Origin of the sequence: Aquirufa aurantiipilula, from assembly GCF_019923745.1 — a bacterium.
Taxonomy (GTDB): Bacteria; Bacteroidota; Bacteroidia; order Cytophagales; family Spirosomataceae; genus Aquirufa; species Aquirufa aurantiipilula.
Window position 1 is genome coordinate 321,929 of record NZ_JAANOG010000001.1, and the last position, 24,221, is coordinate 346,149.

Below are 24,221 nucleotides of genomic sequence, written 5' to 3' on the forward strand. Positions count from 1 at the left end.
ATGAGTTTACAAATTGGTGATGCAGCTCCCGCATTTAGTATGATGGATTCTGATGGTCTTTTGGTCGATTTATCTGCATTAAAAGGCAATAAAGTGGTTCTATATTTTTATCCAAAGGATGATACTCCTGGCTGTACAGCTCAAGCTTGTAATCTAAATGAAAATTTAGATTATTTGACTTCCAAAGGATACCGAGTTATTGGGGTCAGTGTAGATTCTAATGTAGCCCACACCAAATTCAAGAAAAAATATCAATTAAATTTCTCTCTTTTAGCGGATACCGAACACGAATTAGTCAGCAAATACGGAGTTTGGGTTGAGAAATCCATGTACGGTAAATCATATATGGGAACCGCTAGAACTACGTTTTTAATCGATGAAAACGGAATTATTACGGATATTATAGCCAAAGTGGATACTAAAAATCATAGTTCTCAGATCCACTAATTTATTTTTATGCAAACACAAGAATTAAAAAATGTAGCAAGCCAAGTACGAAGAGATATTCTTCGTCAAGTTCATGCTTGTCAATCTGGTCACCCTGGTGGTTCATTAGGTTGTACTGACCTATTAGTGGAATTGTATTTTAATTCCATGAAATTGGCACAAGATGCTAACGGAAAGGTAGTTTTTAATATGTCCGGAGCCAATGAAGATATTTTTTATCTTTCAAATGGCCATATTTCACCTTTATTATACAGCGTATTAGCTAGGAGGGGGTATTTTCCAGTTAAAGAATTAGGTACATTTAGACAGTTAAATTCACGTTTACAAGGACATCCTACTCCTCATGAGCACTTAGAAGGCATTCGCATTGCATCTGGTTCTTTGGGGCAAGGTTTAAGTGTGGCCATCGGAACGGCTCAAGCCAAGAAACTTTCAAATGACCCATCTACAGTGTTTTGTTTAATGGGCGATGGAGAACAAAATGAAGGTCAAGTATGGGAAGCAGCAATGTATGCACCTCATCACCAAGTTGATAATTTAATCGCCTTTATTGATGAAAATGGCCAACAAATCGACGGTCCTACTGAGAAAGTGATGAGTAATCGCGATCTAGAAGCTAAGTATAAAGCTTTTGGTTGGAACGTTTTGCGTATGGATGGAAATGATATGGATGAGGTGGTAGCTACTTTAGCTAAAGCAAAATCTTTATTGGGTAAAGGTTCTCCTATTATGATATTGATGAAGACTGAAATGGGCGCGGGAGTAGATTTCATGATGGGAAGTCATAAGTGGCACGGTGTGGCACCTAATGACCAGCAATTAGCTGACGCATTGGCACAATTAAACGAAACTTTAGGCGACTATTAATAATTTACAATGAAGTTTACTTACGAAACAAAAAAAGATACTCGTTCAGGCTTTGGTGCAGGAATGGAATATTTGAGTCATAACAATCCTAAGGTTGTGGCTTTATGTGCTGATTTAATTGGCTCATTAAAATTAGAAGCTTTTATCAAAAATAGTCCAGAACGTTTTTTCCAAACAGGTATTGCTGAAGCAAACATGATTGGTATTTCTGCAGGATTAGCTATTGGAGGATATATTCCTTTCGCAACTACGTTTGCCAATTTTGGAACAGGCCGTGTGTATGATCAAATACGTCAATCAGTAGCATATTCTGGTAAAAACGTAAAAATTTGTTGTTCACATGCTGGTTTAACTTTGGGTGAAGACGGTGCTACGCACCAGATTTTAGAGGATATTGGTTTAATGAAAATGCTTCCAGGTATGGTCGTTATCAATCCTTGCGATTACAACCAAACTAAGGCTGCAACCATTGCCATTGCGGAGTATGAAGGACCAGTTTATCTTCGTTTTGGTCGTCCTGTAGTTCCGGTATTTACTCCTGAAAATCAAAAATTTGAAATTGGTAAAGCCATTCATCTTATTGAAGGATCTGATGTGACAATTTTAGCCACAGGTCATTTGGTTTGGGAAGCGATACAAGCAGCTGAAATACTTGAAGAAAAAGGTATTAAAGCAGATGTATTAAATATACACACCATAAAACCTTTGGATACAGCTGCTATTTTAGCTTCGATCTCAAAAACAGGTTGTGTTGTTACTGCGGAAGAACATCAAATTAACGGAGGATTGGGTGATTCAGTAGCTCAATTTTTATCACAAAACCGTCCGACAGTTCAAGAATTTGTTGGTGTGAACGACTCATTTGGAGAATCTGGGAAACCAGCAGATTTGATGGAAAAATATGGTTTAAATGCGGCAGCTATTGTGGAGAAATCACTCAAAGCTATCACTAGAAAATAGATTAAAAAGGATAACCGATTCCTATATTAAATTCAATTGGGTTTTCTCCACTGCTAAATGAGGTTTTGGAGAGAACCCATTTTTCATTGATTGGTTTGGCTGGATTTATTACTTTGGTGGCTAAATCTAATCGCAATAAGAAATAAGAGAAATCCCAGCGTAAACCAAATCCAGTACCTACGGCTATTTGATTATAGAAATTGTCAAAAGCGAAATAGCCATCTTTTTCTCCTTTTGAGTTGGCAAATGTCCAGATATTACCAGCATCTATAAAAACGGCTCCATTCATTTTCCCAAACATTTGAAACATTGGGAATCGGTATTCAACAGAGGATTCTAATAAAATACTTCCAGGTTGCTCTATCAAATTACTAATCGAATTATAGGCACCTGGACCTAAGCGACGTGGTTTCCATGCACGTAAACTACTAGGTCCACCAATAAAGAAATTCTTCTCATAGGGTAATTGATAATCGTTTTCTTCCCCATAAGCATAAGCAAGACCTCCGATAAATTTAAAAGCCAATTGAGATTTTCTATTTATGCCGAGCATTTTATATTTTCTATAATCAAAATTGAATCGTAAGAAACGATAGAATTGAATATTTTGATTACTGCCTAAAATGTTTTCGATGAAAGTGATTTTTTTATTTCCGATAAGATTTAAAGTACTACCACCTGACTCAAGTCCTATTTGAAAGGATTCTCCTGCCAGCAGTTCATTGCTTGGTAAGAAACTTCGATACGCGTAGGTGAAATGAATGCTAGATACGAAACTGGGGTTAAAACTTCGATACAAGTTATTCCCTTGTAATCGTAATTCTTCTAAATAACTTTTAAAGGCACTAGCAGTGGAAGTCTCTGGATAATTGGTATTTAATATATTTAAATCCACTAATGAAAACTGGAATGTTTTGAAAGGTGATTTTCTCCATTGATACCTTTGGAAAATTTTAAAATTAGTTCGCAAATATTCTGGTCGATTAATGTAATCATAACCAAAACCAAGCTGAGTTTGAGAGGCATATAAAGCACCTAATTGCTTTTTAATAGTAGCCGGTAAAAATAGTTTAGGGAAATTGAGGGTAGTACTTAGATTAACTTCTAAGTTTTTTCTTGCTTGATCGGTATTGATAAATCCCGCTTGGGCTTCAAAACCTACGCGAGCAGAGAAATCCAAATAATCTAGACTCGAAAATACCCGCCTTACTTTAAATGAATTTGTTAAGAATGGACCAGGAATTCCTCTAAAAACACTTCCACCTAATTCTGAGGAAAAATTAAACTTTTCATTGGGTACTAATTCGACCTTAGGAAAAACCCGAGTAGAAGAAGTGTCAAATTTGATTGACACCGATTTGAATTGATCCGAAGCGTAAATATTTTGTAAACTTTGATTCAATTGATCTACCGAGTACAAATCTCCTTCTTTAAAGGTAATTAATTTAGATAGTGCTGTTGTATTTAAAACCCCAACATTACTTGTGTCTGAATATTGATAATTGATAAAACTCGCCTTACCAAAGCGAAACAAACGATCATATAATCGATTGGTGTTAACTTCTTTGAAGTCTGGTATTTTATAGATAATACCAACTCTGAATAGACTGCTATCCTTTAAATCATTCAGTTTTAAACCAACAGCTTCATTGGAAAAGTAAAAATATCCTTGATTTTTTAAATAATGTGTGATGTTTTCTTTCTCCTTTTTTAATAATTCTAGATTCAAACGATCATTAACAGATATAACACTTTCGGTATTATAATATACTTCAATTTTTTTACCCAATTGAGGGTTATCCACTAAAAATGAATCGTTTTTCGAAAAGCTACTGACTGAATTTTCTTCGATGGAAAAGGTTATATTAGCTAGTTTATTTGAATTATGAATGGTATCAATCCGTAAATAAACTTGGTTTTTTAAGAAACCATTGTTTCGATAATATTTATGAATAGCCTCCTTTGTTATTTCTAAATAGGCTTTATTTAAACTTGGATTTGGTGTATTAAACAATTGAATGAAAGCGGGGGATTTGCCCAATGAATCTTTCAATTTTCTCTTAGCTTCGAAAAAGCCATAGGTTTTAGGAGAAAAGATTCTCGCATAGGATTCCTTTAAACCAGGTATATTTGTTCTAAGATCTTCCTTGGATATTAATTTATTGCCTTGGATATCTATTCGGTTTACCTTGTACTCTGTAAATTTAAATTGACGATACCCAGTACAGGAAAAGAATAAAACCTGAATAATAAGTAATCCAATAAGTATATTTCTATATTTCAAATGATGCTAACGAATAAACAAATAAAGTTAATTAATTCTCTACATTCTAAAAAAGGTCGAACTGAGAACGAACTATTTTTGGTAGAAGGAGAGAAGGGTATTCAAGAAGTATTGGATTCAAGCTTTGGGGTAGAATTTTTAGTCATTAACGAAGAATATTCGGATCTATTTTCTTCTCCTACTATTCCCACTTACTTTGTTTCCAAAGATGAAATTACAAAGCTCAGTACTTTAACGATAAACCATTATGGATTAGCCATCGTTCGAACCAAAACGGTTCATTCCTTATCTTCACTAGAAAACCAAGTATTAGTCTTAGATGGTGTTCGAGATCCTGGTAATTTAGGTACCATTATTCGTATTTGTGATTGGTATGGAATCTCACAAATTGTTTTATCGAATGATTGTACTGAATTCTATAATCCCAAAGTAATTGCTGCCACCATGGGTTCTTTTAAACGTGTAACATGTTTCTATACGGATCTTACTAAATTCTTTCAAGCGAATCCTGAACATAAGATACTTGGAGCAGATTTGTCAGGAGAAAATTTACATACTTATTCTTTTCCAAACAAAGCCTTTATTGTGATGGGAAGTGAATCACATGGAATTAGAAAAGAGGTAAGTGCTTTCATTCAGGAAAGAATAACCATTCCTAGATTTGGTGAAGCTGAGTCATTGAACGTGGCAATTTCAACTGGAATTATACTAGACCATGTAAGAAGAAATCAATCACTCTCTGGCCTTAAATAAAGCTCAATTAAGTAATGAGCTAGGTATAACATTGGAGTAAACAGAATACCAATAATAAACTTGTATAAGTAATTATTGAATGAAACGTTCATCCATTGTCCTAAACTCCAATTTCCAAAGAAATAGAAAGCAATACCAATAACCAATACGCTATCAATTAATTGTGAAATCAAAGTAGATCCTGTGGCTCTAAGCCATATATGCTTTTGACCCGTTCTGGATTTTATTTTTTCAAATACCATGGCATCCAACATTTGACTTACTAAAAATGCCGTCAATGATCCTGTGATAATACCAAGACCCTGTCTAAATATTCGAGAAAATGCATTATTAATGTCAAAGTTATTTGAATTATTCACTTGCAGCCAAAAGTCGGCAGGAACTAACAAAGTGGCTAAGTAAATAATCAAAAAAGAATAGGCAATAAATAAGGCTGTAGTATAGGAAATAAATCGAACACCTTTTTTACCGAAATAATCATTGATGATGTCCGAGGTAATAAATACAATGGGCCAATTAAGCGCACCTGCAGTTTGGTTAAAGTCCCAAGTATTGCCCCATGGAGTTATTAATCCCAAAGGGGAGAAGCCAAGTGACTTTTCAATACTAACAATTTTCACACCAATAATCTCGGCAATAATGGCATTGGTTAAAAAAATTCCAAAAAGGAAAATAAATAACTTCTGCTTCCGAGAAAATTGATTGAATATCATCGTCTGTAATTATCAAAATGCAAAGCTATTTTGTCTAAAGCTAAAGAAAGCTGCTCAACATGGGGTAAAAATACAATTCTAAAGTGGTCTCTTTGTTTGAAATTAAAACCTCGACCAGCCACAACTAGAATTTTTTGTTCTTCCAATAATGACATAACAAAGTGTTCGTCATCTTCAAATGTGAATTTTCCTAAATCAATCTTAGGGAAGAGGTATAAAGCACCTTTAGGTTTCACACAACTTACGCCGTCAATAGCATTTAATTTTTCGTAGGCTAATTGCATTTGTTTGTACAATCGGCCACCTGGTGCTACTAAATCATTTATGGACTGATAACCACCCAAAGCAGTTTGTATACCAAATTGAGTAATGACATTCGCACATAAACGAGTGCTAAATAAAAAATTCAAACCTTCTATATAGGACTTGGCTTTATGTTTTGCCCCAGTTAATATCATCCAACCTCCTCGGAATCCAGCTGCTCGATAATTTTTTGATAAACCACCCATCGTAACAATCAAAATATCATCACATAGACCAGCAGCAGAATAATGGTCATGTTGATCGAAAAGAATCTTATCATAAATTTCATCTGAAAACAAAATCAATTTATGCTTAGCGGCTAATTGGACTATTTTATCAACTGTCTCTTTAGAATATACTGCACCGGTGGGATTATTTGGATTAATCATGACAATGGCCCTGCATTTGTCCGTGATTTTGGATTCCATGTCTTCTAAATCGGGCTGCCAATCACTTGATTCATCACAGACATAATGTACGGAATTACCTCCAGCTAGACCTACTACTGTAGTCCATAAAGGATAATCGGGAGAAGGAATCAATACTTCGTCATCAGGGTTCAAAAGAGCCATCATGACCAAAGAGATCAATTCGCTGACACCATTACCAATGTAAATATCTTCTATCAATATATTTTTGACGCCCTTATTTTGATAATATTGCATAACAGCCTTTCTAGCTGCAAATAGTCCTCGGGAATCGGTATATCCTTGAGCATTTCGAATATTGACGATGATATCATGAACAATTTCATCTGGAGTTTCGAAACCGAATGCGGCAGGATTTCCAATATTGAGTGAAGTTATTTTATATCCTTGATTTTGAAGGGCTAAAGCTTTGTCATACACAGGCCCTCGAATTTCATACTTCAAATGCTCTAACCTGCTACTTTTTAATATATCCATTGAAAAAAAATAAGAATTGTAAAAATAGTAATTTACTTTTGAATTGTTTTTAAGCACACTCAATGAATTTCACGCAGCTTTTTATTATTCTATTGAGTTTATTTTCAGGTATTTACCTCCTTATTCTTTGGAGATATTGGAGAAATTCAAGTGGGATTTTTCGTATATCGGGAATATTTATCTTCAAGATACTAGCTAGACTAAGCATATTCTTACTGTTTTTCTGGCTTTTCATATCCTATTTAGAACCTGCAGGAAACACAAGAAATTTAGCAGACCCTTTGCTTGTCAGCTATCGATTGCCTCAATCATTTACCCAATCCAAAGAAAGATGGCAAGAAGCTCAATCCTTAATTTCAGAAGATTTAAAGCGGACTCAACCTGTATATGCCTCGCTAACAATATATAAGGGTAATCCCGTGAATACTGAAACAATAATTCCAACAACACCATTGCAGTCATTTATGGGATTGTTGGAAAATCCTGAAGTATTGAATTTGAAACATTCAGTCCTTAGATTTGAAAATTCAGTAAAAGGAGTGGGTAATGAGTTTAATCAAATTAGTAAAATCGTAAAACGGGGTAATCTTAGTCAAGAATTCACCCTCACCAATCAAGAAACTTCTTATTTTACTTTTCTTAGCTCGAATAATTGGACTGAATTAGTCGATATGAAGGTATATTTATTAATTTTGTTATTGATATTAATCACATCAGATTTACTCTTTATTCTGCATATAATTAAGATATAGTTTGTTTACATCTTACTTGTACATTTTCTTGTTGATTTACCAGGGCTTATTTTCAAATAGGGCTAGTGTTTACAATAAAGATATTCAGCAGGTTAATTATTTGATTAAGCAAAAGCGAAATGCGGAAGCTTTGTATTGGATAAAGAAAGCAAAGGGTAAAGATATTTTCATCAACAAAGAATTAGAGAAGACGCAGGCATTGTTAAGTATTCGATTGAATCAAATGGTGGAAAATTCTAGCCATTTTTCAAGTTCGGATTCCAATGAACTATTAATCCAAGCGGCTATTTTAGAAAAGCAAGGAAACATAGATCAAGCTATCTCTCTAATTGAAAAAGGAATTAAAGACAATCCGGTTTCTGATACGCTTATCAAACAATATGAAATATATGCCTATAAATGGAGAAAATTACTTCCCATTTTAAAATCGAATAGGCAAAATCAGTTGTTACAGGAGCAGCAAAATATGAATCGAATAAATACCAAAGAGGCATTGGGTTTATTAGATTTAATGAAAAAGAAAGAAAGAATTCTAATATATTAATTATGGAAAATAAGGCTCAAAGTCAGTTTAACTTCAAGAATCAAACGGCTTTTTACAGGGGCAAAGTTCGGGATGTGTATAGCATTGGAAATGATCGCTTATTGATGGTTACTTCAGATCGTATTTCAGCTTTTGATGTGATTCTACCTAGAACCATTCCTTTTAAGGGTCAAGTGTTAAACCAAATAGCTACTTATTTTTTGAATAAAACCCGAGATATTATTCCTAATTGGTTAATCGACACTCCAGATCCCAATGCAGCCTATGGATATAAATGTACTCCAATTCCTATTGAAATGGTGGTTAGAGGATATGTAGCAGGACATTTATGGCGTGAGTATAAATCTGGAAAAAGAGAAGTATGTGGAGTTGCCTTACCTGAAGGTTTAAAGGAGAATGACAAATTGCCAAATCCAATCATTACACCTACTACAAAAGCAAGTGAAGGTCACGATGAAGATATATCAGTGGCTAAAATATTAGAGCTAGGCATCGTGTCTGAGGAAATCATGAATCAATTATGTCAAAAAGCTTTGGCGTTATTTGAAAGAGGATCCCAAATGGCACAAGAGAAAGGTTTGATTTTAGTAGATACTAAATATGAATTCGGATTATTAGATGGCCAAATCATGTTAATGGACGAGATTCATACACCTGATTCTTCTCGATATTTTTATGCTAACACCTACCAAGAATTATTGGAAAAAGGACTTCCTCAAAAACAATTATCTAAGGAATTTGTAAGGGAATGGCTTATTGCGAATGGATTTCAAGGGAAAGAAGGTCAAATGGTCCCTAATATATCGGATGAATTTGTAGAAGAAATTTCCAACAGATACATTCTATTATATGAGGAGATTACAGGTCAAAAATTCATTAAAGAACCCCAAGAAAATTTAGAACAACGTATATTTAATCACGTAAACCAATACTTAGAAAATGTCAACTAGTGCTTTATTTCAACTTGATCAAAACGAAAGTTATGCTTTAATTGACTGGAAAGGCGAAAACTTAGTTCAAAGCAATTATGAAGAATTAGAAAATGTCGTTCGATTGCTTTTTAAAAAAGAGTACACCAATATGATTTTAAATATCTCCAAAGTCACAGAATTGGATGGATATGGAGTATCTGCGATACGTAAAGGGACTAAAATTTGTTCTAATGAATCCGGTTTATTTGTGGTGGTAAGTAAAGATGAAGCTGTGGTAGAACGATTGGATCAAGCTAAAATTGAAAACCTAACGATCATGAATACGGTTAGGGAAGGTGTAGATGCAATCTATTTGAATGATTTAGAAAATGATTTTGGGGATGGAGACGAAGAAGAGGAGAATGAATTCGGTGGAGAATCAGCAGATTACGGCGATGATTACTAATTAATTGCACTCTATCAAGATATTTTGTACTTGTTTAGTGATATTTTAGTAACAGTATTATATTTTGTTTATTCAATGAATTGCCAAATATATTTTTGATTAAATTTGATATTGCTTATATAAATATCAAATTGTCAACCATTACTGATATTTAATTTTGTTAAGAATTTTTAGTTTATTATTAGAATATTAATAGTTTCTTATGGAAGTCATGAATGAAGAGGGATTGTATCGGAAAGAATTTGAGCACGATGCTTGTGGTATTGGTTTTGTAGCCAGTATGAAGGGCATTAAATCGCATCGAATTGTACAAGATTCAATTAAGATGTTGATTCGTATGGACCACCGAGGTGCATGTGGTTGTGATCCTAACTCAGGTGATGGAGCTGGAGTATTAGTTCAGTTACCTCATGAATTCTTTTTTGAAGAAACAGCTAAATTGGGATTTGCTTTACCATCCTTAGGACAATATGGTGTAGGTATGGTTTTCTTCCCTAAAGATGAAACTCTCATCAAAGAGTGTAAGGAAATTATAGAAAGAAAAGCCAAGAAATTAAGTCTACGTATTTTGGGATACAGAAATGTACCTGTGGATAATACTGAAATTTTAGGTGCAGATTCAGGAAATGAAGAGCCTTCGATTCAACAGTTATTTATAGAAAGACCAGAATCTTGCTTAAGCGAGATTGATTTTGAAAGAAAATTGTATGTATTCCGTCAATATGTAACCCGTCTTTTAAATGAGACGATTGTTCAACTGAACGGGAAGTTTTATTTCGCCTCTCTATCTTGTCGTACCATTATTTATAAGGGTATGTTAACAACCATGCAGGTTCCTGGTTATTTCCAGGATTTGTTCCAAGAGAACTTTACTTCTGCATTGGCCATTGTTCACTCACGTTTCTCCACTAATACTTTCCCAGAGTGGAGATTGGCACAACCATTCCGTTATATAGCTCATAATGGTGAAATTAATACTGTAAAAGGTAATTCTTCTTGGATGCAGGCTCAATCAGCCTTATTCTCAAGCAAATATTTTAGTCAGGAAGAATTAGATATGATTTTACCAGTGTGTAGTTTGGGTCAATCAGATTCAGCCATTCTGGATAATGCCATTGAAATTTTATATTTAAGTGGAAGAAGCCTACCTCATGTGATGATGATGTTGATTCCAGAAGCCTGGGATGGAAATGAGTCCATGGAAAGCTATAAAAAAGATTTCTATGAGTACCATGCCGCCATGATGGAGCCTTGGGATGGTCCTGCTTCTATTTCATTTACGGATGGAAAGATGATTGGAGCTACTTTGGATAGAAATGGATTACGTCCATCTAGATATTGGGTAACAGAAGATGATCATGTGATCATGGCTTCGGAAGCGGGTGTATTGGATTTAGATCCAGCAACAATTGTTTCAAAAGGTCGTTTGCAACCAGGTAAAATGTTTGTCGTAGACATGGAGCAGGGTAGAATTATACCTGATGAAGAATTAAAAGAGAAAATTTGTCAGCAACAACCTTATGGACAATGGTTACGTGAAAATAAAATTCGCGTTGAAGATTTACCAGAAGCAGGAAGTGAGTACCGTCAACCTAAGCCAGTTGAATTAATTTCGCGTCAACAAATATTTGGTTTTACTACGGAAGATATTCGTGTAGTATTGGCTCAAATGGCTGAAACGGGTAAGGAAGCTTTAGGCTCCATGGGTATTGATACTCCTTTGGCAGTATTATCTGATAAAGCACAACATCTTTCTAGTTATTTCAAGCAGTTATTTGCACAAGTAACCAATCCTCCGATTGACCCAATTCGTGAGAGAATGGTGATGTCCCTGTTGACGGATATTGGCGGTCTTTCTAATTTATTAGATGAAACACCTAGCCATTGTAGACAAATAGAAATCCAACAACCTGTACTGCGTAACAAAGAGGTAGAAAAAATTCGTTGGATTGACCACGCTAATTTTCAAACCAAATCCATTCACATGACATTCCGTTCTTCGGAAGAATCAGGTGTATTGAAAAAAGCATTACATCGTATTTGTCAATATGCAGAAGATGCTGTGGATGATGGATATTCCATTATTTTATTAACAGATAGAGGAATAGATTCTTCGCATGCACCTATTCCTTCTCTTTTGGCTTTGGGAGCAGTGCATAATCATTTAATTCGTACCAAGAAACGTGCTAAAGTTGGTATTATTATTGAGGCAGGAGATGTGTGGGAAACACATCACTTTGCTACATTAATTGGTTACGGAGCTTCAGCTATTAACCCATATATGGCTTTTGAAACTATCAAGGCGATGAAAGACAATCGTTTGGTAGATCAAAGTTTATCCTATGAGAAATTAGAATACAATTACATCAAAGCGGTCAATGGAGAATTATTAAAGATATTCTCTAAAATGGGTATATCTACTCTTCAATCGTACCAAGGAGCTCAAATATTTGAAATTTTAGGATTGAGTAAAGATGTAGTTGACAACTACTTTAGTGGATCAATTTCTCGAATCAATGGGGTCGATTTAGATACCATTGCTAAAGAAGCTTTGATTAAACATCAATCAGGATTTGCTCTTTTAAAATCAGATCATCCGAAATTAGAAGTAGGAGGTATTTATCAATGGAAGCAACGTGGTGAAGAGCATTTATTTAACCCTCAAACGATTCACTTATTACAACAGTCGACGAAGGTAAATGATTATTCCACATACAAGAAGTATTCTAAATTAATTGATGATCAAAGTAAGAAGTCAATTACTTTACGTGGTTTATTACGATTCAAGAATGCTAATTCGATTTCCATTGATGAAGTTGAACCAATTGAGAATATTTTGAAGCGTTTTGCAACTGGGGCCATGTCATTTGGGTCCATTTCATACGAAGCACATACAACATTAGCTATTGCCATGAACCGTATTGGCGGTAAATCCAATACAGGAGAAGGAGGAGAAGATCCAATTCGTTTTGAAAAAATGAAGAATGGTGATTCTATGAATTCCGCCATTAAGCAAGTGGCATCGGGTAGATTTGGTGTAACAGCCAATTACTTAACGAATGCCGTTGAGCTTCAAATAAAAATGGCTCAAGGTGCTAAGCCAGGAGAAGGAGGTCAACTTCCAGGACATAAAGTGGATGATTGGATTGGTAAAACAAGACATTCTACACCAGGTGTTGGCTTAATTTCACCTCCTCCTCACCACGATATTTATTCGATTGAAGATTTAGCTCAATTGATTTTTGATTTAAAAAATGCTAATAGAGCTGCGCGTATTTCAGTTAAATTAGTTTCTGAAGCAGGTGTGGGTACTATCGCTGCAGGTGTCGCTAAAGCTCACGCAGACCATATTTTGATTGCTGGTTATGATGGAGGAACAGGAGCCTCACCTTTATCTTCTATTCGTCATGCAGGCTTACCTTGGGAACTTGGTTTAGCAGAAACACATCAGACTTTAGTTAAAAATAAGCTAAGAGGTCGTGTGACAATTCAAACAGATGGTCAGATAAAAACCGGTCGTGATATTGCTATAGCTGCATTATTAGGAGCTGAAGAGTTTGGTGTTGCTACTGCGGCATTGGTTACAGCAGGTTGCATCATGATGCGTAAGTGTCATTTAAATACTTGTCCAGTTGGTGTGGCAACACAAAATCCTGAATTAAGGGCATTGTATACAGGTAAGCCAGAGCATGTGGTTAATCTATTCCATTTCTTAGCTCAAGAATTGCGTGAAATCATGGCGGAATTAGGGTTCCGTAAAATTGAAGATATGATCGGTCGTGTAGATTATTTAAGCATGGCAGATGTTGCTTCTCATTGGAAATTTAAGCACATTGATTTATCACCAATCCTAAAACCATCTAATCCAGGAGAAGGAGTAGCAGTATTTAAATCCGAGGAGCAAGATCATGGTTTAGCGGAACAATTGGATTGGGAAATTTTGAAAATTGCTCAAGCAGCCATTGATTCTAAAAAACAAGTGAACGGTGAGTTTAACATCATAAATGTAAATCGTTCTGTAGGTACTATATTATCGAATGAAATCACCAAGAAATACGGAGATAAAGCACTTCCTGACGGTTTAATTCATATTAAATTTAAAGGTACGGCTGGTCAATCCTTTGGTGCTTTTTCAGTTAAAGGCTTGAAATTTGAAATCGAAGGTGATGCTAATGACTATATTGGTAAAGGCCTTTGTGGAGCTACCTTAATTGCTTATCCATCACCTGCGGCCAAGTTTATTGCTGCAGAGAATTCCATTGTAGGTAACGTTTCCTTCTATGGAGCAACCTCAGGTGAGGCATATTTAGCTGGTATGGCTGGTGAGCGTTTCTGTGTGAGAAATTCTGGAGCGAAAGTCGTAGTGGAAGGTATAGGAGATCACGGTTGTGAATATATGACGGGGGGATTGGTATTGATATTAGGTGCAACTGGAAGGAATTTCGGTGCAGGTATGTCAGGTGGTGTAGCCTATATTTTAGATGAAAAGAATGACTTTGAAGCTAAGGTAAATCGTGAAATGGTCGAGATTACTGATTTAAATCAAGAAGATGTTCAAATTGTTTCTATGTATTTAGCGAAGCATGTTGAATTAACTGGATCAGTAAAAGGGAAATATGTAATGGATAACTTTAAGTCAATGACTAGTTTATTCAAAAAAGTATTACCAATAGACTATAGAAATGCATTGGCAAGTAGACATTTAAGCATCACGGATGTATTAAATGACAAAGACAAAGTATATCAAAATATTAAAGTAGAATTAAACTAATTATTGAAAATGGGGAAGCCAACAGGTTTTTTAGAAGTTGATAGAAAGACCTCTGCAAAGAGAAATGTGTCAGAACGTATCAATGACTATAAAGAAATTGAATTATTAAATTCATCCGAAGAAACTGAAAAGCAGGCTAGCCGTTGCATGGACTGCGGTACACCTTTCTGTCATAGTGGATGTCCTTTAGGTAATATAATACCTGAATTCAATGATGCAGTTTATGAGCAAAATTGGAAATACGCATATGAGATATTGAGTTCGACAAACAACTTTCCGGAGTTTACGGGAAGAATTTGTCCTGCACCTTGTGAATCTGCCTGCGTATTAGGAATCAATAAGCCACCTGTAGCTATTGAATTGATTGAAAAATCAATCATTGAAAAGGCATATTCAGAAGGATGGGTTGTTCCATTTGTTCCAACTAAAAGAACTGGTAAGAAAATTGCGGTCATAGGATCTGGTCCAGCTGGCTTGGCAGCAGCGGCTCAACTAAATAAAGTAGGTCATTCAGTTACGGTTTTTGAAAGAGCTGATCGTATTGGAGGATTATTGCGTTATGGTATTCCTGATTTCAAATTAGATAAATCAGTTGTTGATCGTCGTGTGGCTGTCATGGAAAAGGAAGGTGTTGAATTTAAAACCAATATGAACATTGGAGTAAATTATAAAGTTTCCAAATTGATTTCTGAATATGATGCAATTTTGGTGGCTACAGGTTCAACAACACCGCGTTTGATTTCTACCAAAGGTAGTGATGCCACAGGTATTTATCCTGCAATGGAGTTTTTGTCACAACAAAATAAACGTAATGCTAATATTGGCTTAGAAGTAAACCATAAAGGCGAAGTATATTCAAACAACAATATTTTAGCTACTGGAAAACATGTAGTTGTGATTGGTGGGGGAGATACCGGTTCTGATTGTGTAGGTACTTCAAACCGTCATAAGGCTGCTTCGATTACTCAAATAGAAGTGATGCCAAAGCCACCAGTAGATCGGGCTGAAAATACTCCATGGCCTAATTGGCCAAATATGTTGCGTACATCTACCTCACATGAAGAGGGAGCTAACCGTTTATGGTCTATTTCTTTACAAGAATTTATTACAAATGACAAGAATGAACTAGTAGCCCTTAAAATAGGTGATATTACCTACGATATGTCCAACGGAAAGATGGAACAAAAAGTAGAAAATATCCGAGAAATACCATGTGATTTAGCTTTGATTGCAGCTGGATTTTTACACACAGACCATGGAAATTTATTTCAAGAATTAACAGAAGCTGGAATTTCAGCTGACGAAAGAGGAAATATTGTAGCAAATGGAAATTATCAATCAGCTCAAGAAAAGATTTTTGTGGCTGGTGATGCAAGACGCGGTCAGTCGCTAGTTGTATGGGCTATTTCCGAAGGAAGAGAGGCTGCGAGAAATATTGATCAGTTTTTAATGGGCAAAACTAGCTTGGAAGGAAAAAGTGTTTCAAGTTTCGATATTTTTAAATAAAATTTCATTTTTGAATTTCGATATTCAAAAAAAATTACTACATTTGTGCTCTCTTAAATGCTAGGAGAGATGCCTGAGAGGCCGAAAGGAACAGTTTGCTAAACTGTCGTACTGGTAACGGTACCGAGGGTTCGAATCCCTCTCTCTCCGCAGTGTTTTTTTCGGGGTGTAGCGTAGCCCGGTATCGCGCTTGGTTTGGGACCAAGAGGTCGTAGGTTCGAATCCTGCCACCCCGACAACATAGTCAATTTATTTAACAGTGCTTGCACCAAGAATAAATTGACTATTTATTTTTAGGTTCCGTAGCTCAGTTGGATAGAGCAACTGCCTTCTAAGCAGTAGGTCTTTGGTTCGAATCCAAACGGAATCACTAAAAGTCTAATGACTTTCAAATCGTATCAATCATTTCTAGCCTTCCTACAAAGCGTTGACCATTAAGCAAATCACCTTGGTTAAAAATGCGATAGGGATATTAATATTCTGGATTGCTCCTCCGTTAATTTATTTTTTTAAAGAAAAGCTAGGCTTCGGTGGGGGATCGGTATTTACTGGTATAGTATACGTTTCAGGTTTGGTATTCATGCTAAACCATTTTCATGCCAAAGTAGGGCATAAACCCAATACATTTCTGTTGTTATTAGGAGGTACATTCTTTAGTGTAGCTATGATTTATTTCTTTTTGATGAATAAAGAAATGACCATGTTTAACACAGATTTAATCAATTTTGCCTTAATATTTGGTTTTTTCTTTTCACTATTACGGGTTGACAATCAAGTTCAGAAATACTTACCAGTATTAATCTTGATCATTACCTTTTTAACAAGTTGTGCTTTAATTTACTCTGTAGCCACTAATCCTAACTATGTATTTGGTACAAGAGCTACTGTACAATACACAAGTAAGACCACAGAAAACTTTACAGGTAATCCATATATCTACAGCCGAAATGGTTTAGCTGGATTTTTAATTTCGTTTTTAATTATCAATCGAAGTTGGGATTCGATTAAAGTTCCTCATGTTTATTTAACTCGATTGCTTGCTCATATAAATGTTTGGTTTAGCCTTATTGTGATTATTTTAACCCAAACAAGAGCTACCATTTTAACTTTGCTCATGGCAATACCTTGTATGTTGTTATTCATGGTTCCAGTTAAAAGTATGTTTAGCCATATTAAAAAGCAATCCTATATTTTTTACGCAATCGCTATTGGGAATTTATACTATTTCGCAACCAAATTAAGGATTGTCGAACTATTCGATTCTTATTACAATACATTTTTTAACCTGTTTATCCGGGCTATGAGTACGGGCGTAACCTTAGGAAAGAGTGCTGAAGTGGATGAATCTGCGATGGGCCGTGTTAATAACATCAATTACATCAAGCAGTTATGGAATACAAGTAAAATAGATTTCGTTTTCGGTCACGGATATCGCTATCGTTACATAGATATTCCAATGTTGGAATCATTAGTAAATTTTGGTGTTTTTGGGTTTATTTTATTTGCTGGATTCCATGTCACTTTCTTGTATTTTGCCTACCGTTGCTTTAAATCAAATACCATTTTCCAAAATTTTATTGGCTTATTCTATTTAAATACCTTTGTTGGAATGTTTACTTCAGGTAGACCTATGGACTTTGCTTATTGGGTTTCATTTTTAATCTTTATCCGATTCATGAATGTGGAAATGGTAAAAGAAAAGAATGAAATAGAAAACCCAGTTTAAGATAGTCGATTGACTTCTTTTTCACTATTTGCTACTATGTCTACTCAGAAAAGAGTTTTACAAGTTTCTCCAGCGTATTATCCTGCTATTTCCATAGGTGGACCTATATTCACTAATTTAACCTTTTCCAAAGCACTAAAAGACATTGATTGTCAGGTTGAAGTACTAAGTACCACCCAAGGTTTAAGTAGTGCTCAAATTAAACAATTGCCTGTTGTACAACCTTCGACCTCTGAATTTTCTTATCCCATTTGGCGATTCCCTCACTATGGATATGACAATTATACTTTTTCTCCAGGGTTATTTATTTGGTTACTTAAAAACGTTCAGCAATATGATTTAGTCGTACTTCAAGCTGTATGGAATTTCCCTATTATGGCAGCGTATTTGGCATGTAAATGGAATAATATTCCCTTTGTCATTATTCCTCATGGAAGTTTATATGATGAAACGTTTCATTTGAAATCATCTTTTTATAAAAATATTTTTTTGAAATTATATGTTAAAAAGATGCTAATGAAGGCTCAAAAAGTCATTTTTTCAACTAAAGATGAAGAATTGAAAGTACGTCAATTTCTCTCTTTACCTTTTCAATCTACGATTATTCCCAATATAGTTGATGTACAAAAATTTGAAAAATTACCTCTTAAAGGGACATTTAGACAAAAATTTAACATTTCCTCAGAAAGAATAATTTTAACTCATTTTGGACGGGTTACTATTAAAAAAGGAATCAATTATGTACTCAATATTCTACCAAGCTTAATTCAACAATATCCAAATCTACTATATGTTATTGCTGGGTCAGAAGAGGATCATTATTTGAATGAATTGAATACAATCATTCGGGATAGGCATTTAGAACAGTATGTAAATTTCACGGGTTTACTTTCGTCAGAAGATGGCATAGAGTTATTAGTAGATTCAGATGTATTTGTTCTTCCTTCCTTATCCGAAAACTTTGGTATGTCTGTCGTGGAAGCTATGCTTTGTGAAATACCTGTTGTTATTTCAGACCAAGTGGGAATTGCTAGCGAGCTAAAAGAAAATGATTGTGGATATGTTATTCAATTAACTGATTCATCCTTAGAAATAGCCCTAAAAGACTTAATCGAAGATTCTTCCAAGCGATTAAAATTAGGCAAAAAGGGGAGGGATTTTGTCAAAAATCATTATTCCTATCATGCGGTTGAGCATCAATTGTCAAAATTAATTCATGGTTAATTTTTGAAATCCTTGGTACATTTCTTGTGCTAATCTTTCAACATTAAAAATTGTAGAATTTCTTTTGGAATTACCTTCATAATACGAGGTATCTTCAGGTAAATTATTCAAGAATTGTTTGATCTTATTTCGTTCAATTTTATCTGATAATTGATTAATAACTAATCCATTATAACCACTTATAATTAAATCATTAGCACATCCGCAAGCTTCTGTACAAATGACTGCTTTGCCTAATTCCTGTGCCTCATTAGCTACCATTCCCCAGGTTTCAGCAGTAGACACTAAGACTAAACAACTAGCATGTTGATACACCTCTGCTAATTCGGTCCATGCCACCGTACCCAACAAGTGAACATTGCTTATTTGCTCTTGTTGTATTTTCATACTTAACTCCGAAAACAAAGGACCATTTCCTACCATTTTTAATGAATAAGGTAATTCTTTCATTAAATCGATTAATTCAAATAGATTTTTTTCTTCTGACAAACGGCCTACAAATAATAAATATGGCTCAATACTATTACCAGAGGAATGAGGTTTTATAGAATTGAATTGCTGCTTAAATTTATTCTTGTCAAAGGAATTTAAAAAAGAATATATTTTACTTTTAGCAACTCCTGCTCTAAATAAAAATTGGTTTGAATTTAACCCATAACTAAAATAACCATGAGTTAAATTAAAAATAGCCGATTTAAGCAATGATTTAAATGCATGTATTACACCATTTTGATTTTCGGATTGATTTCTAACAGACTCAATGGTCATGACAGTTTTAATTCCTAAAATTTTGCAAAAAAGCAAAACTGGAAGTGCTGCAGGCTCAGCATATCCTGTAAAATTGATTACATCAGGTTTAAATTGTAGTATAATTTTACACCATTCAAATCCTACCTTCCAAGCTGGTATTTGCTGTAATGGGAGAGTACTGATTAATTTAACAGGGAATTTATAGGGATAAGTAGACAGATCAAAATCAACTAAATCTTCACGTCCAGCCTCAGTAATGGTCGTTTCAACCACCAATAATTCATCTTTTTTATCCACACATATTTGTGACAATTTTTCAAAAACCACTGATTTGTATTGGGACCACAAAAGGTTATGGAAAATAAGAATCCTCATAGACTGAATTTCATCAACAAAACTAACTTCTTTATTTAAAAAGGCAATATTCAACAGTACAATATTGAGAATACATTAGCTAATATTTCTTATTCATTTATGCTTATCCTAATTTCAATTATATATCTTAAATTGCGTTATAATGAGGAAAATGGATGCTGGTATAGGCTAAATTCTTCGCACATGGATTGAATTACATTTGAAAAAGACGATCAGTATTTTGTTACTTACCTACAATGAAGAAATTCATTTGGAGAGGTGTATTCAGAATGTTCAAAAATTGAGCAATCAGCTATTTATTATTGATTCATTTTCCACCGATAAAACCTTAGAAATTGCAGCTAAATACCATATTCCTGTAATTCAAAATAAATTTATTCATCATGCGAATCAAATAAATTATGCTTTAGAGGTATATCCCTTTGAAACAGATTTCATTATTCGTGTGGATTGTGATGAGCTTTTAAGCGATGAGTTGATTGAAGAGATCAATGAATGTTTGAATAACGATTCTTTGGATTCAATCAATGGGTTTTATATGCAAAGAAAAGTAAAGTTCATGGGAGGAATTATTCATTATGGAATGACTAATCCAATGTGGTTATTACGTATCTGGAAAAGAGGAGAGGGGAAATGTGATGATAAATGGATGGATGAAAAAATTGTCCTAAATCAGCCTAATACACATAATTTAAAGCATTTAATTTTTGATCACAATTTAAACAACCTTACTTGGTGGACTCAAAAACATAATTTATATGCTAGTCGAGAATCAATTGAGGTATTAAAACACCGATATTTAAATGCTGCGGAGATTACCGATAAATTGCCTTTTAAAGATACATTGATACATTTTCTAAAGTCATTTTACAACAAAAGTCCTATTTTTGTACGTTCAATTCTACTATTTCATTATTCCTATTTCCTACGACTTGGTATTTTGGATGGAATACGTGGATTAATGTGGAACATACTACAAGTATTTTGGTATCGTTTTCTTGTCGATGCCAAAGTATACGAGTTTGAAAATTCCCACGGTTTTGATAAAAATAAAATTAAAGAAGCCCTAAAAGAGATCGTTTGAAAACAGATTTAAGCACATTTACCGGAGAAGGGTCACCTGGAATTTCAGCTAAAGTGAAATATTTAGTTTGGCTATTATTTTCAAATGTGTTTTTTTTAACTAATATTCCGTATCCCAATATTTTTAAAGTAGGTATTCTAAAGATTTTTGGAGCTTCAATAGGAAAACATGTTGTAATAAAACCTTGGGTAAAAATTAAATTTCCCTGGAAATTGGTTTTAGGTGATTATGTTTGGTTAGGAGAAGAAGCTTGGATTGACAATATTTCTGAAATTAAAATAGGAAATCATGTATGTATCTCACAAGGAGCATTACTTCTTACAGGTAATCATGACTATAAAAAATCTTCCTTTGATTTGATTAGCAAAGGAATAGTAGTAGAAGATGGAGTGTGGGTAGGAGCTAAAGCCACAGTAAGTGGAGGAGTAGTATTAGGTTCACATTGTGTATTAACTGTGGGGTCTTTTACTAGTAAAGATTTAGCCCCATATACCATTAATCAAGGTAATCCAGCACAAGTAGTTAAACACAGAGAAATCAGCTAAGTACAATGAATGAATATTTGCAATTATTAAGTAATAAAGAGTTTCAAATCATTGTTTCCTTTATTGTATCCATAGTAGTGACTATTACTGCCATTCCTGTCATTATTAACATATCAAAATTAAAGGATTTGATGGCAGAAATCGAATTAAGAAGTTCGCACGAGGAATTAACTCCAACCCTGGGAGGAGTAGCTATTTTTGCCGCCACTTTGATTAGTTATTTTATTTGGGATAACCCCAATGAAGGCCATGAAATCCATTTAGCTGTAGCTGCTTTAATTATATTATTCTTTTTAGGCATTAAGGATGATATTTTAATTCTATCTCCGAAAAAGAAATTGTTTATTCAAATAGCAGCTTCATTACTGCTTATCACTTTTGGCGATTTACGTATTTCCACCTTTTACGGCTTATTGGGAATCAATCATATACCTTACATTATCAGTATTGCCTTTACCTTATTCATCATAATTGCGATTATTAATGCCATCAATTTATTGGATGGAATTGATGGTTTAGCTGGAACAGTTGGGTTTGTTGCCTCTGCTATTTTTGCTTATTTATTTTATAGTTTAGGTTTATTTGCCCTTGCGACCTTAGCCCTTTCATTGGCAGGTTCCTTGGTCGGATTTTTAAGGTTTAATTGGTCTACAAAAAATAAAATATTCATGGGTGACACAGGATCCATGATTTTAGGATTTTTGTTGGCATTTTTTGCCGTTAAATACATTGTTTTTAATAGCTCCTATGTCTATGACCCTAGACTAGTTAAAGACGCGCCGATATTGACTATTATTATTTTATTATTGCCTCTCTTTGATACCCTACGTATGTTTATCATACGAATTTCAACAGGTGTTTCTCCATTTAAAGGTGATAGAAAACACCTGCATCACGTATTAATCGATAATGGTTTTAGTCATTTTGGAGCCACAATGATATTAATTGCATTCAATTTATCCGTTTTGGCTTTATATACTTTAATTCGTCATGAATATTCCAACCATGAAGTATTGTTTGGCCTTCTATTAACATTTTTAGTCTATTGCTACATTGCTTATTTGCTATCCAAGAATATAGATACCAATACAGTAGATCGTTTGAAATACACCAAAATTGACAAAGTAAAAAGACTTCAATTGGTAGAGGAGAAGAAGAATACCAATTTATCGAACAATCAAGCTAATGTACCTGAATAATTAGCTCAATAGGTATGATTCTAAATTTTGACATTCTTTTTGAATATCAAAATTTTGTATGCTCTCTCGCATCGAATTAAGAGAAAATTGTTTTTCTAGTAATACACGTAATTCCATCGACAATATACTTGGTCGGAAATCCTGGCAGAGTATACCGTTATTTTCATTCACCATAAGGCTAGAACCTCCAGAATTGGTGGCTAAGACAGGAACTCCACAATAAATGGCCTCCATGGCAACTAAGCCCATACTCTCTTCTCTTGAGCAAGTTATGAAAGCATCTGCACTTGCTAATTCTTTGTAATACTCTTGAGAACTAACATTATCCAAAAATTGGACATTAGTATATTTTCCTGTGAGAATTTGTCGGCGAATGACTTCTGCATATCCATTATTAGCCCATTTCCCAAGCCAAATAAACTCATATTCATTGGCTGGAAAATTTTTACTGATAGAAAGGAATATATCAACTCCCTTTCGGTAGCAAATAGTACCCGATGAAATAATTTTTTTCTTATCATTCTTGGTTTTACTGAAATCTAGTAAACATGTATCAATCCACTTTTTATTAATACCAGAATGTAAAACAAAACTAATTTTGGGGAAAATTGGGGCAAAGAAATCCTGAACTAAATCAGAACACGACACCAAATAATCCACTTGTTCAAATAGCCTTTTGCAATCTTTAATTTCTAATTGTTCAAAATTGTATAAATACTCATGAACATGTAGGAAGGATTTTACCTTAAAATGATCTTTAAATTGTAATAGGAATGCATTCTGTATCGTGTTAATGTACCACACAGATGCATCAAATTCATTTTGAATAGTCTGAATACGATGAAGAATGACATCTTGACCAGCATGAAATTTAATCTTATCCCAAATAGAAAATTGCGTATCTAAATAAAATACCTGAATATGAGGTGCTATTTGATCTATTAATGCACCATTCCTTTCTAAAAGAACTAAACCAATTTCAAATTTGCTAACATCTAGCTGATGAATAATATCAAATAAGACAATCTCTGCGCCAGTACGATGTAGATTACTAGAGAAGAATAATATTTTCTTTTTTGACATTAAACAAAATTAAAATGAGCTATTAGGAAGAAAAACTTCGACTACTGATCAAA

At 34.3% G+C, this 24,221-nt stretch carries 20 protein-coding genes and 3 tRNA genes; 18 read left to right on the forward strand and 5 right to left on the reverse strand.

The window, feature by feature from the left end:
* From bcp to G9H60_RS01440, 3 genes are read left to right on the forward strand one after another with little or no spacing between them, the layout of a single operon-like run.
* Entirely contained in the window at positions 1-447 is a 447-nt protein-coding gene (gene bcp / locus G9H60_RS01430) for a thioredoxin-dependent thiol peroxidase (RefSeq protein WP_223142333.1), read from the forward strand.
* Positions 448-456: 9 nt separating this feature from the next.
* Entirely contained in the window at positions 457-1,314 is an 858-nt protein-coding gene (locus tag G9H60_RS01435; protein ID WP_223142334.1) for a transketolase, read from the forward strand.
* 9 nt (positions 1,315-1,323) lie between these two features.
* Positions 1,324-2,274 (forward strand): transketolase family protein, encoded by a 951-nt coding sequence (locus G9H60_RS01440; protein WP_223142335.1) that lies wholly within the window; start codon positions 1,324-1,326, stop codon positions 2,272-2,274.
* Between the two features lies 1 nt (position 2,275).
* Here G9H60_RS01440 and tamL read toward each other — a convergent pair whose 3' ends face one another.
* On the reverse strand, positions 2,276-4,558 hold the full coding sequence (gene tamL, locus G9H60_RS01445) for a translocation and assembly module lipoprotein TamL (RefSeq protein ID WP_223142336.1): 2,283 nt from the start codon (positions 4,556-4,558) through the stop codon (positions 2,276-2,278).
* Here tamL and G9H60_RS01450 point away from each other — a divergent pair, their 5' ends adjacent.
* Complete coding sequence (locus G9H60_RS01450) at positions 4,559-5,311, forward strand: TrmH family RNA methyltransferase (RefSeq protein ID WP_223142337.1); 753 nt, start codon at positions 4,559-4,561, stop codon at positions 5,309-5,311.
* Here G9H60_RS01450 and G9H60_RS01455 read toward each other — a convergent pair.
* Together G9H60_RS01455 and G9H60_RS01460 are read right to left on the reverse strand one after the other, a co-directional pair.
* The gene (locus G9H60_RS01455) at positions 5,287-6,024 is read right to left on the reverse strand and encodes a queuosine precursor transporter (RefSeq protein ID WP_223142338.1); all 738 of its coding nucleotides are present in this window, start codon (positions 6,022-6,024) and stop codon (positions 5,287-5,289) included. The two genes, G9H60_RS01450 and G9H60_RS01455, sit on opposite strands and share 25 nt — an antisense overlap.
* Positions 6,021-7,232, reverse strand: a complete 1,212-nt coding sequence (locus G9H60_RS01460; protein ID WP_223142339.1) for a pyridoxal phosphate-dependent aminotransferase — start codon at positions 7,230-7,232, stop codon at positions 6,021-6,023. The genes G9H60_RS01455 and G9H60_RS01460 overlap by 4 nt, the downstream gene beginning before the upstream one ends.
* Positions 7,233-7,294: 62 nt before the next feature.
* On the opposite strand from G9H60_RS01460, the gene G9H60_RS01465 reads away from it, so the two are divergent.
* The 11 genes from G9H60_RS01465 to G9H60_RS01515 all read left to right on the forward strand — a co-directional run bounded on the left by G9H60_RS01465 (position 7,295) and on the right by G9H60_RS01515 (position 19,132).
* A complete protein-coding gene (locus tag G9H60_RS01465; protein WP_223142340.1) occupies positions 7,295-7,984 on the forward strand; it encodes a hypothetical protein in 690 nt (229 codons plus the stop codon).
* Between the two features lies 1 nt (position 7,985).
* Entirely contained in the window at positions 7,986-8,528 is a 543-nt protein-coding gene (locus G9H60_RS01470; protein ID WP_223142341.1) for a hypothetical protein, read from the forward strand.
* A gap of 2 nt (positions 8,529-8,530) precedes the next feature.
* On the forward strand, positions 8,531-9,478 hold the full coding sequence (locus tag G9H60_RS01475) for a phosphoribosylaminoimidazolesuccinocarboxamide synthase (RefSeq protein ID WP_223142342.1): 948 nt from the start codon (positions 8,531-8,533) through the stop codon (positions 9,476-9,478).
* On the forward strand, positions 9,468-9,905 hold the full coding sequence (locus G9H60_RS01480; RefSeq protein WP_223142343.1) for an STAS domain-containing protein: 438 nt from the start codon (positions 9,468-9,470) through the stop codon (positions 9,903-9,905). The genes G9H60_RS01475 and G9H60_RS01480 overlap by 11 nt, the downstream gene beginning before the upstream one ends.
* 202 nt (positions 9,906-10,107) lie before the next feature.
* Positions 10,108-14,676 (forward strand): glutamate synthase large subunit, encoded by a 4,569-nt coding sequence (gene gltB / locus G9H60_RS01485; protein ID WP_394369766.1) that lies wholly within the window; start codon positions 10,108-10,110, stop codon positions 14,674-14,676.
* Between the two features lie 9 nt (positions 14,677-14,685).
* The gene (locus G9H60_RS01490) at positions 14,686-16,182 is read left to right on the forward strand and encodes a glutamate synthase subunit beta (RefSeq protein WP_223142344.1); all 1,497 of its coding nucleotides are present in this window, start codon (positions 14,686-14,688) and stop codon (positions 16,180-16,182) included.
* 63 nt (positions 16,183-16,245) lie between these two features.
* Positions 16,246-16,332: transfer RNA gene (locus G9H60_RS01495), tRNA-Ser, on the forward strand.
* A 12-nt stretch (positions 16,333-16,344) separates the two neighbouring features.
* Positions 16,345-16,418: transfer RNA gene (locus tag G9H60_RS01500), tRNA-Pro, on the forward strand.
* A 60-nt stretch (positions 16,419-16,478) separates the two neighbouring features.
* Positions 16,479-16,552: transfer RNA gene (locus G9H60_RS01505), tRNA-Arg, on the forward strand.
* 210 nt (positions 16,553-16,762) lie between these two features.
* Complete coding sequence (locus G9H60_RS01510) at positions 16,763-17,908, forward strand: hypothetical protein (protein ID WP_223142345.1); 1,146 nt, start codon at positions 16,763-16,765, stop codon at positions 17,906-17,908.
* A gap of 36 nt (positions 17,909-17,944) precedes the next feature.
* Positions 17,945-19,132, forward strand: coding sequence for a glycosyltransferase (locus tag G9H60_RS01515; protein ID WP_223142346.1), 1,188 nt, complete (start codon positions 17,945-17,947; stop codon positions 19,130-19,132).
* Here G9H60_RS01515 and G9H60_RS01520 read toward each other — a convergent pair.
* A complete protein-coding gene (locus tag G9H60_RS01520) occupies positions 19,118-20,194 on the reverse strand; it encodes a glycosyltransferase family 4 protein (RefSeq protein WP_223142347.1) in 1,077 nt (358 codons plus the stop codon). The two genes, G9H60_RS01515 and G9H60_RS01520, sit on opposite strands and share 15 nt — an antisense overlap.
* A 262-nt stretch (positions 20,195-20,456) precedes the next feature.
* Between G9H60_RS01520 and G9H60_RS01525 the strand changes: the two genes are divergently transcribed.
* Genes G9H60_RS01525 through G9H60_RS01535 form a run of 3 tightly spaced genes read left to right on the forward strand, consistent with a single transcriptional unit; the run spans position 20,457 to position 23,085 of the window.
* The gene (locus G9H60_RS01525; RefSeq protein ID WP_223142348.1) at positions 20,457-21,341 is read left to right on the forward strand and encodes a glycosyltransferase family 2 protein; all 885 of its coding nucleotides are present in this window, start codon (positions 20,457-20,459) and stop codon (positions 21,339-21,341) included.
* Positions 21,338-21,886, forward strand: coding sequence for a WcaF family extracellular polysaccharide biosynthesis acetyltransferase (locus G9H60_RS01530; protein WP_223142349.1), 549 nt, complete (start codon positions 21,338-21,340; stop codon positions 21,884-21,886). Before G9H60_RS01525 ends, G9H60_RS01530 begins: the two co-directional genes overlap by 4 nt.
* A gap of 5 nt (positions 21,887-21,891) precedes the next feature.
* A complete protein-coding gene (locus G9H60_RS01535) occupies positions 21,892-23,085 on the forward strand; it encodes a glycosyltransferase family 4 protein (RefSeq protein ID WP_223142350.1) in 1,194 nt (397 codons plus the stop codon).
* On the opposite strand, the gene G9H60_RS01540 is transcribed toward G9H60_RS01535, so the two are convergent.
* Positions 23,086-24,168, reverse strand: a complete 1,083-nt coding sequence (locus tag G9H60_RS01540) for a glycosyltransferase family 4 protein (RefSeq protein WP_223142351.1) — start codon at positions 24,166-24,168, stop codon at positions 23,086-23,088. It lies immediately after the preceding gene.
* Positions 24,169-24,221 lie beyond the last annotated feature (53 nt).

Coding starts and splice junctions, on each gene's coding strand:
- bcp (WP_223142333.1), top strand. CDS start 1: ATGAGTTTACAAATTGGTGATGCAGCTCCCGCATTTAGTATGATGGAT.
- G9H60_RS01435 (WP_223142334.1), top strand. CDS start 457: ATGCAAACACAAGAATTAAAAAATGTAGCAAGCCAAGTACGAAGAGAT.
- G9H60_RS01440 (WP_223142335.1), top strand. CDS start 1,324: ATGAAGTTTACTTACGAAACAAAAAAAGATACTCGTTCAGGCTTTGGT.
- G9H60_RS01450 (WP_223142337.1), top strand. CDS start 4,559: ATGATGCTAACGAATAAACAAATAAAGTTAATTAATTCTCTACATTCT.
- G9H60_RS01455 (WP_223142338.1), bottom strand. CDS start 6,024: ATGATATTCAATCAATTTTCTCGGAAGCAGAAGTTATTTATTTTCCTT.
- G9H60_RS01460 (WP_223142339.1), bottom strand. CDS start 7,232: ATGGATATATTAAAAAGTAGCAGGTTAGAGCATTTGAAGTATGAAATT.
- G9H60_RS01465 (WP_223142340.1), top strand. CDS start 7,295: ATGAATTTCACGCAGCTTTTTATTATTCTATTGAGTTTATTTTCAGGT.
- G9H60_RS01475 (WP_223142342.1), top strand. CDS start 8,531: ATGGAAAATAAGGCTCAAAGTCAGTTTAACTTCAAGAATCAAACGGCT.
- G9H60_RS01480 (WP_223142343.1), top strand. CDS start 9,468: ATGTCAACTAGTGCTTTATTTCAACTTGATCAAAACGAAAGTTATGCT.
- gltB (WP_394369766.1), top strand. CDS start 10,108: ATGGAAGTCATGAATGAAGAGGGATTGTATCGGAAAGAATTTGAGCAC.
- G9H60_RS01490 (WP_223142344.1), top strand. CDS start 14,686: ATGGGGAAGCCAACAGGTTTTTTAGAAGTTGATAGAAAGACCTCTGCA.
- G9H60_RS01510 (WP_223142345.1), top strand. CDS start 16,763: ATGCTAAACCATTTTCATGCCAAAGTAGGGCATAAACCCAATACATTT.
- G9H60_RS01515 (WP_223142346.1), top strand. CDS start 17,945: ATGTCTACTCAGAAAAGAGTTTTACAAGTTTCTCCAGCGTATTATCCT.
- G9H60_RS01535 (WP_223142350.1), top strand. CDS start 21,892: ATGAATGAATATTTGCAATTATTAAGTAATAAAGAGTTTCAAATCATT.
- G9H60_RS01540 (WP_223142351.1), bottom strand. CDS start 24,168: ATGTCAAAAAAGAAAATATTATTCTTCTCTAGTAATCTACATCGTACT.